The organism is Segeticoccus rhizosphaerae (assembly GCF_009192725.1).
Lineage (GTDB): Bacteria > Actinomycetota > Actinomycetes > Actinomycetales > Dermatophilaceae > Segeticoccus > Segeticoccus rhizosphaerae.
This window is the reverse complement of the sequence record NZ_VOHR01000012.1, coordinates 14387-30573: the sequence shown is the minus strand read 5'-3', so window position 1 is coordinate 30573 and position 16187 is coordinate 14387. Positions and strand designations below refer to the sequence as shown.

Annotated in this window: 15 protein-coding genes; 13 read left to right on the top strand and 2 right to left on the bottom strand. The window is 70.5% G+C overall.

The genetic code is table 11. From position 1 onward, the window contains the following. The coding region (locus FRW57_RS02315; RefSeq protein WP_152185188.1) for an FHA domain-containing protein at window positions 1–587 on the bottom strand (587 nt) is incomplete at its 3' end. 199 nt (window positions 588–786) lie between these two features. Here FRW57_RS02315 and FRW57_RS02310 point away from each other — a divergent pair. From FRW57_RS02310 to FRW57_RS02250, 13 genes are all read left to right on the top strand, one after another. Next, window positions 787–2007, top strand: coding sequence for a TadA family conjugal transfer-associated ATPase (locus FRW57_RS02310; protein ID WP_137122603.1), 1221 nt, complete (start codon window positions 787–789; stop codon window positions 2005–2007). Beyond that, the gene (locus FRW57_RS02305) at window positions 2007–2870 is read left to right on the top strand and encodes a type II secretion system F family protein (RefSeq protein ID WP_152185187.1); all 864 of its coding nucleotides are present in this window, start codon (window positions 2007–2009) and stop codon (window positions 2868–2870) included. Before FRW57_RS02310 ends, FRW57_RS02305 begins: the two co-directional genes overlap by 1 nt. Continuing rightward, window positions 2867–3865 (top strand): type II secretion system F family protein, encoded by a 999-nt coding sequence (locus FRW57_RS02300; RefSeq protein WP_238384791.1) that lies wholly within the window; start codon window positions 2867–2869, stop codon window positions 3863–3865. The genes FRW57_RS02305 and FRW57_RS02300 overlap by 4 nt, the downstream gene beginning before the upstream one ends. Before the next feature lie 39 nt (window positions 3866–3904). Continuing rightward, entirely contained in the window at window positions 3905–4126 is a 222-nt protein-coding gene (locus FRW57_RS02295) for a BTB/POZ domain-containing protein (RefSeq protein ID WP_137122601.1), read from the top strand. After that, window positions 4123–4524 carry a TadE/TadG family type IV pilus assembly protein gene (locus FRW57_RS02290; protein ID WP_274381614.1) on the top strand — a complete coding sequence of 134 codons (402 nt, stop codon included), beginning with the start codon at window positions 4123–4125 and terminating at the stop codon, window positions 4522–4524. Before FRW57_RS02295 ends, FRW57_RS02290 begins: the two co-directional genes overlap by 4 nt. Further along, a complete protein-coding gene (locus tag FRW57_RS02285; RefSeq protein WP_137122600.1) occupies window positions 4521–4988 on the top strand; it encodes a pilus assembly protein in 468 nt (155 codons plus the stop codon). The genes FRW57_RS02290 and FRW57_RS02285 overlap by 4 nt, the downstream gene beginning before the upstream one ends. Continuing rightward, a complete protein-coding gene (locus FRW57_RS02280; protein WP_137122599.1) occupies window positions 4985–5476 on the top strand; it encodes a hypothetical protein in 492 nt (163 codons plus the stop codon). Before FRW57_RS02285 ends, FRW57_RS02280 begins: the two co-directional genes overlap by 4 nt. 121 nt (window positions 5477–5597) lie before the next feature. Continuing rightward, a complete protein-coding gene (gene prfB, locus FRW57_RS02275) occupies window positions 5598–6713 on the top strand; it encodes a peptide chain release factor 2 (protein WP_137122598.1) in 1116 nt (371 codons plus the stop codon). Window positions 6714–6891: 178 nt separating this feature from the next. Then, window positions 6892–7584, top strand: a complete 693-nt coding sequence (gene ftsE, locus FRW57_RS02270) for a cell division ATP-binding protein FtsE (RefSeq protein ID WP_137122597.1) — start codon at window positions 6892–6894, stop codon at window positions 7582–7584. Window positions 7585–7596: 12 nt separating this feature from the next. Then, window positions 7597–8520 (top strand): permease-like cell division protein FtsX, encoded by a 924-nt coding sequence (gene ftsX / locus FRW57_RS02265; protein WP_137122596.1) that lies wholly within the window; start codon window positions 7597–7599, stop codon window positions 8518–8520. A gap of 68 nt (window positions 8521–8588) precedes the next feature. Then, the gene (locus FRW57_RS02260; RefSeq protein WP_137122595.1) at window positions 8589–9938 is read left to right on the top strand and encodes a M23 family metallopeptidase; all 1350 of its coding nucleotides are present in this window, start codon (window positions 8589–8591) and stop codon (window positions 9936–9938) included. Window positions 9939–10180: 242 nt separating this feature from the next. Beyond that, entirely contained in the window at window positions 10181–10651 is a 471-nt protein-coding gene (smpB, locus tag FRW57_RS02255; RefSeq protein WP_137122594.1) for an SsrA-binding protein SmpB, read from the top strand. Continuing rightward, window positions 10648–12606 (top strand): DUF2207 domain-containing protein, encoded by a 1959-nt coding sequence (locus FRW57_RS02250; RefSeq protein WP_238999258.1) that lies wholly within the window; start codon window positions 10648–10650, stop codon window positions 12604–12606. Before smpB ends, FRW57_RS02250 begins: the two co-directional genes overlap by 4 nt. 34 nt (window positions 12607–12640) lie before the next feature. On the opposite strand, the gene FRW57_RS02245 is transcribed toward FRW57_RS02250, so the two are convergent. Further along, window positions 12641–16027 (bottom strand): pyruvate carboxylase, encoded by a 3387-nt coding sequence (locus FRW57_RS02245; RefSeq protein ID WP_137122593.1) that lies wholly within the window; start codon window positions 16025–16027, stop codon window positions 12641–12643. Window positions 16028–16187 lie beyond the last annotated feature (160 nt).

Below are 16187 nucleotides of genomic sequence, written 5' to 3'. Positions count from 1 at the left end.
AGGTGGCCCCGGCCGTCCGGTTGCGTCGCGGCCGGGGGCACCCGCGGCACCCGCAGCACCACGGTGGAGCCGCCCAACCGGATCCGTTGTCCGGCCTCGACCCGGGCGGCGTTCCCTGAGGTGGCCCGCACGCCTGCCACAAAGGTGCCGTTGGTCGCACCACGGTCGAGCAGCTGTATGCCGTCGTGCCCCAGCTGCAGCTGCGCGTGCACCCTGGACAGGGACGGGTCGTGCAGCTGCAGCTCGCAGTCGGCGCTGCGACCCACGCGGGTGCGGCCGAGGGCCAGCGGCACGACCTGGCCGCTGTCGGGCCCCTCGACCACGTGCAGCTCGACGACCGTCCCAATGGGACGCTCCGTGGTCGACCCGGCATTCGTGAGGCACACGCCCTGGAGCAGGGGCGGCATGCCGAGTGTCGCATCGGGAGGGACAACGGAACCGGCCGCGTACCAGTCGGGCTCGGCGGCAAAGCCTTGGGGCAGGAGAGGAAGGAGCTCGCCCAGGGTGGCCCCCTCGGGCGCGGTGACGAGGAGATTCAGCGGATGACCGTCACCGCGCACGTCGACCACGGTCAACCTGAGCTCCATGACCGCGAGTATCGGGCGACGCGGCGCCACCGTGCCGAGCGGCTTGTGGATGACGGCGCGCGTCGCAAGGACACGGGGCGAGTTATCCACAGACGTTCAAGATTGCGTAAGGATCACTGCGGTTTCCTTTACTGTCGTGCAGCATCGACGCTTTGATCGGATCTGGTCAGGGGAACTGCGCCCCGGGGAGGCGGTCTGGGTGGACGCTGTCCGCACGGTGGAGCACGAGGTCCGCGAGCTGATCAGGCGACAGCGCCTCGACCCGGCGGACGACGCGGGCCTGCATGCGCTGGTGCGCGCTGCCGTGGCCGACTACGACGAGCGGTCCCTCCACGGCGGGCTGCCCGCCCTGCCCGACCTCGACGAGGCGGCTCGGACGGTCGTGCAGGCGGTCGCAGGCTTCGGGCCGCTGCAGCAGTACCTCGACGACCCCACGATCGAGGAGCTGTGGATCAACGAGCCGACCAAGGTCTTCGTCGCGAGGCAGGGCGTTGCCGAGCTCACGACCACGATCCTGACCGCCGAGCAGGTCCGTGACCTCGTGGAGCGGATGCTGAAGTCGTCGGGGCGCCGGGTCGACCTCAGCTCCCCGTTCGTCGACGCCACGCTGCCCGACGGGTCGCGCCTGCACGTCGTCATCCCCGACATCACCCGAGAGCACTGGCACGTCAACGTCCGCAAATTTGTCGTACGGGCGGACCACCTCGACGACCTGGTGCGGCTGGGAACGCTGACCGAGCAGGCCGCCGCCTTCCTTGCTGCCGCGGTCGCCAGCGGTCTGAACATCCTGGTCTCTGGCGGCACGCAATCAGGGAAGACGACGCTTCTGAACTGCCTGGCGTCGGCTATCCCCTCCACCGAGCGGGTGGTCACCTGCGAGGAGGTCTTCGAGCTCAAGCCACCGCTACGCGACGTGGCGGCGATGCAGTGCCGACAGCCGAGCCTGGAGGGCACCGGCGAGGTGCCGTTGCGGCGGCTGGTCAAGGAGGCGCTGCGGATGCGGCCCTCGCGCATCATCGTCGGCGAGGTCCGGCAGGCCGAGTGCCTCGACCTGCTGATCGCCCTCAACAGTGGCCTCCCCGGGATGTGCACCATCCACGCCAACAGCGCCCGCGAGGCCGTCGTCAAGATGTGCACCCTGCCGCTACTGGCAGGAGAAAACGTGAGCAGCCGTTTCGTGGTGCCGACGGTCGCCAGCGCCGTCGACCTCGTGGTGCACGTGGGGCTGGAACGGGATGGGCGCCGCAGGGTGCGCGAGATCGTCGCCGTGCCGGGGCGGGCCGAACGTGACGTGGTCGAGGTGGCCGAGCTGTTCGTGAGCCGGGAGGGCGCACTCGAGCGTGGCGACGGGTTCCCGCCCCACGAGGACCGGTTCGCGCAGGCGGGCTTCGACGTCACTGACCTGCTGGGGCGGTCCTGATGACGGGGAGCGCGCTCGGACTGCTCCTCGGCGTGGGCCTCTTCTGCATCTGGTGGTCCTGCTGGCCCCGGCCCGCCACGCGTCCGCGTCGCCGCCCGGGCCGGATCGTCCGCATCGGCGACGAGATCGCGCAGGCGGGCTTGGTCGGCCTGACGCCGCCGCAGCTGCTCGTGGGCTGTGTCGTGTGCGGCGGCGTCGTCTTCGTCGCCCTCGCCGCGCTCCTCGGGGTGCTGCCCGTCGCCGCGTGCTTCGCCGCCATCGCCGGGTATGCCCCGCTGGGCTACCTGCGCATGCGGGCCCGCAAGCGCAGGGCCGTGCTCCGCGAGCTGTGGCCCGACGTGGTGGACCACGTCGTCTCCGCGGTCAGGGCCGGTATGGCGCTCCCCGAGTCGCTCTCGCAGCTCGCCGTCCGCGGGCCGGTGGAGCTGCGTCCGGCGTTCGCGTCGTTCGCCGAGGACTACCGTGCCTCCGGCCGGTTCCAGGAGTGCCTCGACCGGCTCAAGCAGCGTCTCGGGGACCCGGTGGCCGACCGGATCATCGAGGCGTTGCGCGTGGCCCGTGACGTGGGAGGCAGCGACCTCGGGCGGTTGCTGCGCACCCTGTCGACCTTCCTGCGTGAGGACGCGCGGGTGCGTGCCGAGCTCGAGGCGCGCCAGAGCTGGACGGTCAATGCCGCCCGCCTCGCCCTGGCCGCGCCATGGATGGTCTTGGCACTGCTGGCAACCCGGAGTGAGTCCATCGAGGCCTACTCGCGGCCGGCGGGTGTCGTGATCTTGGTGGTCGGCGCCGTCCTGTCGGTCGTGGCCTACCAGGTCATGCGCCGGATCGGCCGTCTGCCGCAGGAGGCGAGGGTCCTGCGATGACGACGATGATGACGATGTTGGTGACGCCACGCACCGTCCTGCTGTCGGGCGCTGCGGAAGAGCCGGTCTGGTCCTGGGCCGGTGCCTTGCTCGGTGGCGTGGTGGCCCTGGGCGCGGTCCTCGTCGTCGCCGGTGTGCCCTGGCGGCGGGGCCCCGACCTCGAGGCGCGCCTCGCGCCCTACGTGAGTGATGCGCCGCGCCCCTCGCGGCTCCTCTTCGGGGCCGAGCACGGCTCGGGCACCCTCACCCGCCGTGCCCTGCACGCAGGTGCGGTCCGCCTCGGCCACCTCCTGGAGCGGGTGCTGGGCGGGTCTGCGTCGGTTCGGCGCAGGCTGGAGCGCGCGGCGGCACCGCTCGACGTCGAGGGCTTCCGGGCGGAGCAGGCGGTCTGGGGTGCGCTGTCCGGCGCGCTCGGCGTGTTGTTGGCGTCTGCGTTGTGGGTGCGCACGAGCGCCTCCCTGCCGGTCATGGTCGTTGTCGTGGTCGGAGCAGTCGCTCTCGGGGTGGTGGCCCGCGACCAGGCGCTGAGCCGGTCCGTGACGCGGCGCGAACACCGCATCAACAGCGAGTTCCCCGCCATCGCAGAGCTGTTGGCCCTGTCCGTCACGGCTGGAGAAGGCGCCGGGCCGGCGCTCGAGCGGGTAGCCCGGTTGTCGTCGGGTGAGCTCTCGAGCGAGCTCGAACGGTGCCTCGCGGACGCGCGTGCCGGAGCGAGTCTGCCGGTCGCGTTGCAGGGCCTGGCCGACCGCGCCGGCCTGCCCAGTCTGCGGCGGTTCGTCGACGGCATCGTCGTCGCCGTGGAGCGGGGGACACCCCTGGCCGAGGTGCTGCGTGCCCAGGCCCAGGACGCCCGCGAGGCGGGCCGCCAGTCGATCATCGAGGAGGGCGGCAAGAAGGAGATCCTCATGATGGTCCCCGTCGTCTTCCTGGTGCTGCCCGTCACCGTGCTCTTTGCCGTCTACCCGGGCTTCAGCATGCTGAGGCTCGCCCTGTGACCTTTCCCTGACCCTGGCACGAAGAATCGAGGAAGACGCATGACCACCTTGACCCGGACCCGTGATCGCCTGCTGCGTGCGACCTTCTCGGGGCGACACCGCCTCCGCGAGATGGCCGAACGACCTGACCGCGGCGATGTGCCGGGTTGGGTGCTCGTCACCTTGATGACCGCTGGGCTCGTGACGATGCTCTGGGCGTTGGCCGGACCCATGCTCGCCGACATCGTCCGCAACGCCCTCAGCTCGGTCAAGGGGCCGTGAGGACCGCTGTCCTGTCCCGAGGCCGCCACCAGGAGCGTGGTTCGGCCGTCTCGGAGTTTGCAATGGTGGCCGGCCTGCTCAGTCTCCTGTTCGTGGCCGCCCTGCAGCTCGGTCTGGCGTTGCACGTGCGCAACACGCTGATCGCGGACGCGGCTGAGGGCGCGCGTCGCGGAGCTCGGGCCGACAGCACCCCGGCCGAGGGTGCGGCTCGGGCCCGCGAGCTGATCCGGGCGGGTCTCGCCGACAGCTATGCATCCGACGTCACGGCTGGGCGCCGGGTCGTCGACGGTATGACGGTCGTCGAGGTGGAGATCCGCGCGCCCCTGCCGCTGGTGGGGACGTTCGGCCCGGGCGGAGGGCTGACCGTGCACGGCCATGCCCTCGTCGAGCAGCAGTGACAACGTTCGTCGGCGCCCGATGGCGCAGGCTGCTTTGCCAGCGTCGGGATGCCGGCAGCGTCGTGGTGGAGTTCATCGTCCTCGGCCTGATGATGAGCCTGCCCGTCTTCTACCTCGTCGTGACGCTGGCCCGGGTCCAGGCGGGCGCCTTCGCGGTGACCGCCGCGTCCCGGGAGGCCGGCCGCGCCTACGTCACCGCAGCCCACCAACACGCCGCCCCAGGACGTGCCGAGGCAGCCGCCGGGCTGGCCTTCGCCGACCAGGGCTTCGCCGATCGTGGACGGCTCGCGATCACCTGTGACAAGAGCCCGTGCCTGCAACCAGAGGGGCACGTCGAGGTGGTCGCCTCGCTCGAGGTGCCGCTGCCGCTGGTGCCCGACTTCCTCGGCGGTGTCCTGCCGACCAGCGTGTCCGTGTCGGCCGACCACGTCTCGACGGTCGACCGGTTCCGAGGCGGGTCATGACGCCTCGGATCACCTGCTGGTTCCGCGCCCGGGTCGGGTGGCTGGCCTCCGAGCCGGAACGCGGCCAGATCAGCGTCCTCATCATCGGCATGTGCGCCATCGCCCTCACCCTCGTGCTCGGGGGGATCGGCGTCACCGCCGCCCAGATCGCCCGCATCCACCTGATGGATGCCGCGGACGCGGCGGCTCTGGACGCCTCGGACGCGCTCGCCGAACGGCCCGCCTACCTCGGCGGAGTGTCGGACGGGGTCAGGATCAGTGATGCCTCGGTGCGTGAGGAGGCCGCATCGTCCTTGGCCGGCCAGCCGCTGCCGAAGGGCGTCTCGGCGTGGTCGCTCGCGCCGGGCACCGGCAGCCCAGACGGCAGGACTGCGGTGGTCCGGCTGCAGGGCCAGGCGACGATCCCGCTGCTGTCGCCGGTGCTGCGGGCTTTGGGCGGCGGCATCACGATCACCGTCGAGTCCCGCGCACGATCACAGATCGAGTGAGGCCACCGATCGGATCCAGGCGGCCGAATGGGCGGGCCGGGCGATGCGACGACCGTTGCGCCGGCTCGTGCGCGTCGGTCCACCCACCGGGAGGTGGCCGGAGATCGCGTAACCTCTCACCGTGGCCGTCGACTTTGCACAAGAGATCAAGGACCTACGCCAGACCATGGACCAGGTCCGTGAGGTGACCGACCTCGAGCACCTGCGTCAGCAGATCGCCGACCTGGAGAAGGCGTCCACTGCCCCCGACCTGTGGGACGACCAGGAGCACGCCCAGGAGGTCACCAGCAAGCTGTCACGGGCCAACGCCGAGCTGGAGCGCGTCACCGGCATGGACCAGCGGGTCGAGGACCTCGAGACGCTCGTCGAGATGGCCACCGAGGACGGCGGCGACGCCGAGACCCTGGCCGAAGCCCAGAACGAGCTGACCGCGTTGAAGAAGGCGGTCGGCGAGCTCGAGGTCCGCACCCTGCTGTCCGGCGAGTACGACCAGCGCGAGGCGGTCGTCACGATCCGCTCCGGGGCCGGCGGCGTGGACGCAGCGGACTTCGCCGAGATGCTCATGCGGATGTACCTGCGCTGGGCCGAGCGCCATGGTTACCCCACCTCGGTGCTGGACACGTCATACGCGGAGGAGGCCGGGCTGAAGTCGGCGACCTTCGAGGTCAAGGCGCCGTATGCGTTCGGCCACCTTTCGGTCGAGGCCGGCACCCACCGGCTGGTGCGCATCTCACCCTTCGACAACCAGGGGAGACGGCAGACGTCGTTCGCGGCGGTCGAGGTGGTCCCGCTGATCGAGCAGACCGACCACATCGAGATCCCCGACAACGAGATCAAGGTGGACGTGTTCCGTTCCTCGGGACCCGGTGGCCAGAGCGTCAACACGACCGACTCGGCAGTGCGTATGACGCACATCCCGACGGGCATCGTCGTGTCGATGCAGAACGAGAAGTCGCAGATCCAGAACCGCGCCGCCGCCCTGCGCGTCCTGCAGTCGCGGCTGCTGCTGCAGCGCAAGGCGGAGGAGGACGCAGCCCGCAAGGAGATGGCCGGCGACGTCAAGGCGAGCTGGGGGGACCAGATGCGCTCCTACGTGCTGCACCCCTACCAGATGGTCAAGGACCTGCGCACCGAGCACGAGGTCGGCAACACCAGCGCGGTCTTCGACGGGGAGATCGACGACTTCATCGAGTCGGGCATCCGCTGGAAGCTCGCCGCGAGCCGCGCCGAAGGCTGACCACGGGAGGACTGAGGCTGACTCGCCGCAACGCCGAGGGGCGAAGGTCCACGGGATCGCGGCGCGCCCGACGTACGCTCGACGGCGCAGCACCTGCCTGCCCCGACCTGACCCTCGCACGAGCGCGCCGGCCCACGGGCCGTCCTGCCCCCGAGCCTGCCAAAGGTGAGCGACCACCATGATCCTGTTCGACAACGTGACCAAGAAGTACTCGGTCAAGGACGCCCCGGCGCTCGACGGCGTTTCGGTCGAGATCGAGCGCGGCGAGTTCGTCTTCGTGGTCGGCACCTCGGGGTCCGGCAAGTCCACGATGATGCAGCTGATCATCCGCGAGCAGCTCGCCACGTCGGGGCAGGTCCTGGTCGCCGGTCGCGAGCTCTCCCGGCTCCCGACCCGCAAGGTCCCCGCGCTACGCCGCGAGATCGGCACGGTCTTCCAGGACTTCCGCCTGCTGCTCGGCAAGAACGTCTACCAGAACGTCGCCTTCGCCCTGCAGGTGCTCGGGAAGCCCCGCCACGCGATCAAGCAGCTCGTGCCGGAGACGCTCGAGCTGGTTGGGCTCGACGGCAAGGAGAAGCGGCTGCCGCACGAGCTCTCCGGTGGTGAGCAGCAGCGCGTGGCGATCGCCCGGGCCGTGGTCAACAAGCCGTCGATCCTGCTGGCCGACGAGCCGACCGGCAACCTCGACCCCGAGACCAGCGCCGACATCGTGCACGTGCTCGAACGGATCAATCGCACCGGCACGACCTTGGTGATGGCGACCCACGACACGAGCATCGTCGACAACTTCCGCCGCCGCGTGGTGGAGCTGCACAACGGCCGGCTCGTGCGCGACCAGGCACGTGGCGTCTACGCCCAGGCCGCAGACTGACGAGGGAAACTCATGCGACTCCAGTTCATGCTCAGCGAGATCTTCGGCGGCGTCCGCCGCAACAAGTCGATGGTGATCTCGGTCATCCTCGTCTCGATGGTCTCGCTGTTCTTCCTGGGCTCCGGCCTGCTCGCCCAGCGACAGGTCGACACAGCCAAGGGCTACTGGTACGACAAGATCCAGGTCTCGATCTTCTTGTGCACCAAGCAGTCCGACACACCGTCCTGCGCGACGGGCGCGGTCACGGACGGTCAGCGCGAGCAGCTGCGCTCCGAGCTCACCGACCTCGAGCCGCTGGTCAAGAAGGTCTACCACGAGACCTCGGCCCAGGCCTACGACCGGTTCAAGGAGCAGTTCCGCAACAGCCCGATCGTGGACAGCGTGCCCAAGGACTCGATCAACGAGAGCTTCCGGGTGCAGCTGTCCGACCCCACGAAGTATGACGTGGTCGCGAGCTCGTTCCAGGGCGCGCCGGGCGTGGAGAGCGTCGAGGACCAGCGCGGGCTGCTCGACAAGTTCTTCGCCTTCTTGAACATGCTGAGCCTGAGCGCCGTCGCGCTCGCCGCGGTCATGGTCGTCTGCTCGATCCTGCTGATCGTCACGACGATCCGGCAGACGGCGTTCAGCCGACGCCGGGAGACCAAGATCATGCGGTTGGTGGGCGCCTCGGCGTTCGTCATCCACCTGCCCTTCATCATCGAGACGATGCTGGCGACCGTCCTGGGGGCCGCCCTGTCCGTGGGCCTGCTCTGGACGATGGTCCACTACGGGATCTCCGGTTTCCTCACCGACAACCTGTCGGGTGCGTCGGGCGGACTGCTCAGCTTCATCGGCGTGGCAGACGTGTGGGCGATCGCGCCGTGGTTGTTCGGCGGTGCCGTGGTGCTCGCCGCCATGACGTCCTGGCTCACCCTGCGGCGCTACCTGCGGGTCTGACCCGGCATGTCCGACGTTTCCCGTGACGTCCCCCACCTCGGCTGTTACTGGTGGTACCAATGGTGCTCATGAGTTCGCCGCCCCGATCTGCCCTGCCCGGCGGGAACCGCTGGCGGGCCGCCGCGATCGGTGTCCTGACCGCATCGCTCCTGGCCACGACGGTGGCCCCAGCGGCGGCCGGCTCGAACGACCCGCGAGAGCGCAAGCACCAGGTCGACCGCAAGATCACCCAGCAGAAGCATGATCTGGATGAGACGTCCTCGGCCCTGACCAAGGCGTATGCCGACCTGCGCCGGACCAAGGGCGAGGTCGCCACCGCACGCAAGAAGCTGACCCGCGCCGAGGCCGCCGTGCGAGCCGCCGACGAGAAGAACCGGGAGACGGGCCGACGGCTGGAGGTCGCCCAGGCCGACGAGGCCAAGGCCACCGAGGCGCTCGAGCAGACCGCCGCGGACCGCAGGCAGACGCAGGCCGTGGTCGGCGACATCGCCAGGCACACCTACCAACGAGGTGGCCTGGGGTCGCTGTCGCTCACCCTTCAGGCGCTGACCGGTGGATCCGACCCGGTGGCCCGGATGTCGCTCGCCAACACCGTGCTGCGTTACCAGAAGAACACGCTGCACCGGCTCTCGACGGAGGGCGCCGAGCGGCGTGCCCAGGAGAGCCACCTGTCCGCCGTGCGCCGTGAGGTCGCCCACCTCAAGGCCAAGGCCGAGGCCGGCCTGCTCGCCGCCAAGCAGGCCCGGGGCGAGGCCGAGCGCGCCAAGCGGGCCGTGGAGCGGACCCTCGCCAAACAGCGTTCCCGGGCCCGCGCGTTCGAGGCCCAGAAGAAGCGAGAGCGCGCACAACTGAAGTCGATGCAGCGTCAGTCGCACAAGCTCGAGCAGATCCTCAAGGCCCGGGCCGAGGCCGCTCGCGAGCGAGCCGCCAAACGCCGGGCCGCCAAGGCCCGCGCGGTGGCACGAGCTCGAGCTGCGCACTCACGCACGAGCACCTCCAGGAGCGTCAACCCCGCCCCGCGCCGCGGCGGATTCCTCAGCTACCCCCTGAACGCACCGACCTCGTCCCCGTTCGGCTACCGCTTCCACCCGATCCTGCACATCATGCTGCTCCACGCAGGGCAGGACTTCGCCGCCGCCTGTGGCACGCCGGTGCACGCGGCAGCCAGCGGCACGGTCATCGACGCGGGCTGGCGCGGTCCTTCCGGACAGCGGGTCACCGTGGACCACGGCCTCGTCCGGGGTGTCGACCTGGCCAGCGCCTACTACCACCTGAGCAGGATCGTGGTCTACAGCGGCCACGTCCAGCGCGGCCAGCTGCTCGGCTACTCCGGCACCACCGGCCGCTCGACAGGCTGCCACCTGCACTTCGAAACCCGCGAGAACGGCGTCCCGGTCGACCCGATGAAGTGGCTGTAATTTTGGCCGCGGCTCCTCGGCGGCACAGTCCCTTCGCTCCCTTCTCGCCGCTGGTCGTCGCTGCGGAATCGTCGCCGCGCGTCGTCGATCGTCGTCGCGGCGGCACCAAATCCGGTGGACGCAGCAGGTACCGTTACCGCTGAGGTGAGCACATGGCATACGGCCGAACGCACCACCGCGGAACCCACCGGGCGCCACGGAGGTCTCACCGCAGATTCCCGGACGACACGAAGGGGGCCACGGTGGCCAAGGAGCGCGGGCGCAAGCTCATCGCGAGCAACCGCAAGGCTCGCCACGACTACTTCATCGAGGACACGTTCGAGGCCGGCCTGGTGCTGATGGGCACCGAGGTGAAGTCGCTGCGGATGGGCCGTGCGTCGCTCATCGACGGCTACGCCACCGAGCGCGACGGCGAGCTGTGGCTGGAGGGTGTCCACATCCCCGAGTACCTCCAGGGCAACTGGACCAACCACACGGCGCGCCGCCGGCGCAAGCTGCTGCTGCACCGCGACGAGATAGCCAAGCTGATCAGCAAGAGCCGCGACTCCGGGCACACCATCGTGCCGTTGTCGCTCTACTTCAAGGACGGCCGGGCCAAGGTCGAGCTCGCGCTGGCCAAGGGCAAGAAGCACTACGACAAGCGACAGGCGTTGCGCGAGCGGCAGGACCACCGCGAAGCGGAGCGCGCCATGACGCACCGGACGGAGCGGTGACCGCGGTGCCGTTGCGGGGGGCACCGGGGGTGCGGCGCGCCCTGTTGGCCGTCGTTGCCGCGCTGGCTCTGATGGTCGGGCTGCCGGCCGGGTCGGCTCACGCCGCAGGACCGGGAGAGCGGATCCTGTCGTTCGACGCGCACTACCAGGTCAATGCCGACGGCTCGATGGACGTCACCGAGACGCTGAAGTGGCAGTTCGGCCCCGGGACGCACCACGGAATCAAGCGCTACATCATCACCCGGCAGGGCTACCAGAACGAGCAGGCTCGGTTCCGCACCTACCGGCTGAGCGACGAGAGTGCCTCCAGCCCGACCGGCGCGCCCAGCGACATCACGACGTCCGAGTCCGGCGCCCACACCATCCTGCGCATCGGAGACCCCGACCGGACCGTCGACGGCACCCAGACGTATGTCGTGAAGTACCACCTCGCGCACGTCGTCAACCACATCACCGACGCTGGCGACCACGTCGAGCTCTTCTGGAACGTCACCGGCAACGAGACGAGCATCCCCACCGACCAGGTCTCGGTCACCGTGCACGGACCCGGTGCGGTCAGCAAGGCCGCCTGCTACTACGGCGAGCGGGGGAGCGCCGACAAGTGCCAAGCCAGTGCCGGTCAGCAGGCGACCTTCTCGGCACAAGGGCTCGGCGCCTACGACGGCGTCACCATCGTGGCCGCCATGCCGACGAAGGCCTTTACCGACACCGCGCCCGAGCTCGTCGAGGGCAACTCCGACACGCTCGCCCCGGTGCCGTTCGGCGACATGTCGAAGGGCACGGCGCGAGCGCTGACCCTGCTGGGCGGCGGGGCGGGAGTCCTCATCCCCGCCCTGGCGGCGGCGCTCATGGGGGTGCTGGTCTGGCGGCGCGGTCGCGACGAGCAGTTCGCCGGCCTCACCCCCGGGCTGGTGCCCGTCAAGGGCGAGACCGCCCCGGTGGTGCGTGGGTCAGCCCCCACGGTGGCGGTCCAGTTCCAGCCGCCGCCGGGCGTGCGGGCCGGCCTGCTGGGCACGATCATCGACGAGGAGGCGGGCACGATCGACGTGAGCGCCACGGTGATCGACCTCGCGGTGCGCGGATTCCTGCAGATCGAGGAGATCAAGTCCGGTGGCCTCGGTGCGCTGGTGGGCCGGACCGACTGGAAGCTCACCCGGTTGCAGCCGCCTCCCGGGGAGGATCTGCTGCCCTATGAGTCGACCGTGCTCGAGGGGCTCTTCAAGGACCAGAACCCGGTCAACCTGTCCGACCTCAAGAACGAGTTCCACACGACGCTCGACTCGGCGAAGACGCAGCTCTATGACGAGACCGTGCGCCGTGGTTGGTTCCGTAGGTCGCCGGACGCGCAACGCCGTGGGTGGATGATGCTCGGTTCGGCGATCCTCATCGCCGGGGTGGCGTGCTTGTTCTACTGGGGTTTCAAGAGCGGTGGCCTCGATGACCGCGGCGGCATCAGCCTCGGCGTGCCGTCGGGCGTGATCCTCGGCCTCGGACTCATCCTGGCCGGTTTCATCATCAGGCTGCTCGGCAAGCGGATGGCCTCACGCACCGCCGTCGGCAGCGCGATCCTCACGCAGTCGGAGGGCTTCCGGCAGTACCTCGTCACGGCTGAGGCCAACCAGATCCGGTTCGAGGAGGCGCAGGACATCTTCAGCCGTTACCTGCCCTTCGCCATCGTCTTCGGGGTGGCCGATCGGTGGGCCAAGGTCTTCGGCGACGTCGCGGAGGCCGCCGCCGACGCGGGGCATCCACTGATGATGCCGGCGTGGTACGTCTTCGCCGGCAACCCCAACTTCGGCGGTTTCGCTGGTATCGCCCAGGGCGTCGACAGCTTCTCCTCCATGGCGAGCGGCACCTTCACGAGCACGCCCGGCTCCTCCGGAGGCAGCGGATTCTCCGGTGGCGGGGGCTTCTCCGGTGGTGGCGGAGGAGGCGGCGGCTCGAGCTCCTGGTGAGGTCGCCTTCAGCAGGCTCGTGGTGGGGCCGGGCTCAGCCGGTCGGCGTGACGACGAGCAGTAGGTCTCCGCCCTCCACCTGTTGCTGGCCGGTGATGGCGAGTCGCTGGATGGTGCCGGCGACGGGGGTGGTGATCGCGGCTTCCATCTTCATCGCCTCGATGGTGGCGACCGAGGCGCCGGCCTCGACCGTGTCGCCCTGGGCGACCGAGAGGGAGACGACGCCACCGAACGGGGCGGCGATCTGGCCGGGCGCGGTGGGGTCGGCTCGTTCGGTGGGCACCGCGTCGACGGCGATGGACTCGTCGCGCACCTGCACCGGTCGCAGCTGTCCGCCGACCGTGCACATGACGGTGCGCATTCCCCGCTGGTCGGGCTCGCTGATCGACTGCACCCCGACCAGCAGGCGCTTGCCCGGTTCGAGGTCGACCGCGTGCTCGGCTCCGACAGTCAGCCCGTGCAGGAAGTCGCGGGTGCTGACCACGGACAGGTCGGAGTACTGCTCGCGGGACTGGACGAACGCTGCGGCCGGGCCGGGGAAGAGCAGCCGGTTCAGGGTGGGGCGGGGGTCACGGGCCAGGGCGTCCCGGTCGTCGGGGCCGAGGTGGGCGATGACGGGTTTGGTGGTGCGGCCCTGGAGCGCCTTGGTGCGGAACGGCTCCGGCCAGCCTCCCGGGGGGTCGCCGAGGTCGCCGCGCAGGAAGCCGATGACCGAGTCGGGGATGTCGTACTTGGTCGGGTCGGCCTCGAAGTCGGAGGGGTCGGCGCCGGCGCCGACCAGGGCGAGGGCCAGGTCTCCGACCACCTTGGAGCTGGGGGTCACCTTGACGAGGTTGCCCAGGATGCGGTTGGCGGCGGCATACATGTCCTCGATGGCCTCGAAGCGGTCGCCGAGCCCGAGCGCGATCGCCTGCTGGCGCAGGTTGGACAGCTGGCCGCCGGGGATCTCGTGGGTGTAGACGCGGCCGGTGGGGGAGGCCAGGCCGGACTCGAACGGCCGGTAGAGCGCCCGCACGGCCTCCCAGTAGGGCTCGAGGTCGCAGACCGCCTGCAGGTCCAGGCCGGTGGCGCGGTCGGTGTTGTCGGTGGCGGCGACCAGCGCCGACATCGACGGCTGGCTGGTGGTGCCGGACATCGGTGCGCTGGCGACGTCGACCGCGTCCACGCCGGCTTCGAGCGCGGCCAGCAGGGTGGCGAGCTGGCCGCCGGGGGTGTCGTGGGTGTGCAGGTGGACCGGCAGGTCGAACCGGTCTCGCAGCGCGGTGACCAGGGTGTGGGCCGCGGGCGCGCGCAGCAGGCCGGCCATGTCCTTGATCGCCAGCACGTGTGCGCCGGCCTTGACGATGCGTTCGGCCAGCGCGAGGTAGTAGTCGAGGGTGTAGAGCTGTTCGGCGGGGCTGGCCAGGTCGCCGGTGTAGCACAGGGCGACCTCGGCCACCGCGGTGCCGGTCTCGCGCACCGCCGCGATGGCCGGCTGCATCTGGTCGATGTCGTTGAGGGCGTCGAAGATCCGGAAGATGTCGACGCCGGTGCGGGCCGCCTCGTGGACGAAGGCGTCGGTGACTTCCGTCGGGTAGGGCGTGTAGCCCACCGTGTTGCGCCCGCGCAGCAGCATCTGCAGCGGGACGTTCGGCATCGCCTCGCGCAGCGCCGCCAGGCGCTCCCACGGGTCCTCGGCCAGGAAGCGCAGCGCCACGTCGTAGGTCGCTCCTCCCCAGGCCTCGACACTGAGCAGCTGCGGGGTCATCCGGGCCACGTGGCCGGCGACGTGCACCAGGTCGCGGGTGCGCACCCGGGTGGCCAGCAGGGACTGGTGCGCGTCGCGGAACGTCGTCTCGGTGACCGCCAGCGCCGTCCGGGCGCGCAGCTGCCGGGCGAACTGCTCGGGTCCGACCCGCAGCAGCAGCTCACGCGAACCGGGCGGCGGTGGGGCGTCCAGGTCGGTCGCGGGCAGCTTGGTGACGGGCGCGACCGAGTCGGGCGCCGGGCCGTACGGCTGGTTGACGGTGACGTGCGCGAGGTAGGTCAGCAGGCGGGTGCCGCGGTCGGCGGGCACCCGCGCGTCCAGCAGGTGGGGGCGCTGCTCGATGAACGAGGTGGACAGCCGGCCGGCGAGGAAGTCGGGCTCGTCCAGGAGGGACTGCAGGAAGGGGATGTTGGTCGAGACGCCGCGAATCCTGAACTCGGCCAGGGCTCGTCGCGCGCGTCGCACCGCGGTGGCGAAGTCGCGGCCGCGGCAGGTCAGCTTGACCAGCATCGAGTCGAAGTGCGCGCCGATCTCGGCGCCGACGAAAACGGTGCCGCCGTCGAGGCGCACGCCGGCGCCGCCGGCCGAACGGTAGACGCTGATGTGTCCGGTGTCGGGGCGGAACCCGTTGGCCGGGTCCTCGGTCGTGATCCGGCACTGCAGCGCCGCGCCCCGCAGCCGGATCCGGTCCTGCGTCAGGCCCAGGTCGGCCAGCGACGAACCGGACGCGATCTGCATCTGCGCGCTGACCAGGTCGACATCGGTGACCTCCTCGGTGACCGTGTGCTCCACCTGGATCCGCGGGTTCATCTCGATGAAAACGTAGCGGCCGTCCGGCGACAGGAGGAACTCGACGGTGCCGGCGTTGACGTAGCCGATCTGACCGGCGAAGGCCAGCGCGTCCGCACACATCTGCTCGCGCAACGCCGGATCGAGACCCGGCGCCGGCGCGATCTCGACCACCTTCTGGTGGCGGCGCTGCACCGAGCAGTCCCGCTCGAACAGGTGGACCGCGTGGCCGTCGCCGTCCGCCAGCACCTGCACCTCGATGTGCCGGGGCTCGACCACCGCCTCCTCCAGGAAGACCGTGGCGTCACCGAACGCCGACTCGGCCTCACGCATCGCCGCCTCCAGCGACTCCCGCAACGCCTCGGCGCGCTCGACCCGGCGCATCCCGCGCCCGCCACCGCCCGCAACAGCCTTCACGAAAAGCGGGTAGCCCAAACCGTCCGCCGCCTCGACCAGCCCGTCGATGTCATCGCTCGGAGCCACGCTGCGCAGCGTGGGCAGCCTCGCCCGCCTCGCGGCCTCGATGGCATGCGCCTTGTTGCCGGTCAGGTGCAACACCTCCGCCGGCGGACCGACGAACGCGATACCCGCGGCGGCACACGCCTCGGCCAGGTCCGGGTTCTCCGACAGGAAGCCGTAACCCGGGTAGACCGCGTCCGCGCCCGACTCCACAGCCACCCGCACGATCTCGGACGGGTCCAGGTAGGCGCGCACCGGACGACCCGGTTCACCGATCTCATACGCCTCGTCCGCCTTGAGCCGGTGCTCGCTGTTGCGGTCCTCATACGGAAAAACCGCCACCGTCTGCGCGCCCAGCTCCGTCGCGGCACGGAACGCACGGACAGCAATCTCACCACGGTTGGCAACCAAGACCTTGCGAAACACGAGCAGCCTCCGGTGTTCGGGGTCGTATGCCGCGAGCGTAGCGAGCCGGGCAAGTTCCCCAAGCCGTCCAACCACCATGCGAAACGCCGGTGCAGGACGCGGTTCGCGACGAGTGGCACACCCCGCGACGAGTGGCACACCCCGCGACGAGCGGCACACC

What these genes read in the sequence shown, in the direction of transcription:
- FRW57_RS02305 (WP_152185187.1), top strand. Translation starts at nt 2,007, where the DNA reads ATGACGGGGAGCGCGCTCGGACTGCTCCTCGGCGTGGGCCTCTTCTGC.
- FRW57_RS02300 (WP_238384791.1), top strand. Translation starts at nt 2,867, where the DNA reads ATGACGACGATGATGACGATGTTGGTGACGCCACGCACCGTCCTGCTG.
- FRW57_RS02295 (WP_137122601.1), top strand. Translation starts at nt 3,905, where the DNA reads ATGACCACCTTGACCCGGACCCGTGATCGCCTGCTGCGTGCGACCTTC.
- FRW57_RS02280 (WP_137122599.1), top strand. Translation starts at nt 4,985, where the DNA reads ATGACGCCTCGGATCACCTGCTGGTTCCGCGCCCGGGTCGGGTGGCTG.
- ftsE (WP_137122597.1), top strand. Translation starts at nt 6,892, where the DNA reads ATGATCCTGTTCGACAACGTGACCAAGAAGTACTCGGTCAAGGACGCC.
- ftsX (WP_137122596.1), top strand. Translation starts at nt 7,597, where the DNA reads ATGCGACTCCAGTTCATGCTCAGCGAGATCTTCGGCGGCGTCCGCCGC.
- FRW57_RS02260 (WP_137122595.1), top strand. Translation starts at nt 8,589, where the DNA reads ATGAGTTCGCCGCCCCGATCTGCCCTGCCCGGCGGGAACCGCTGGCGG.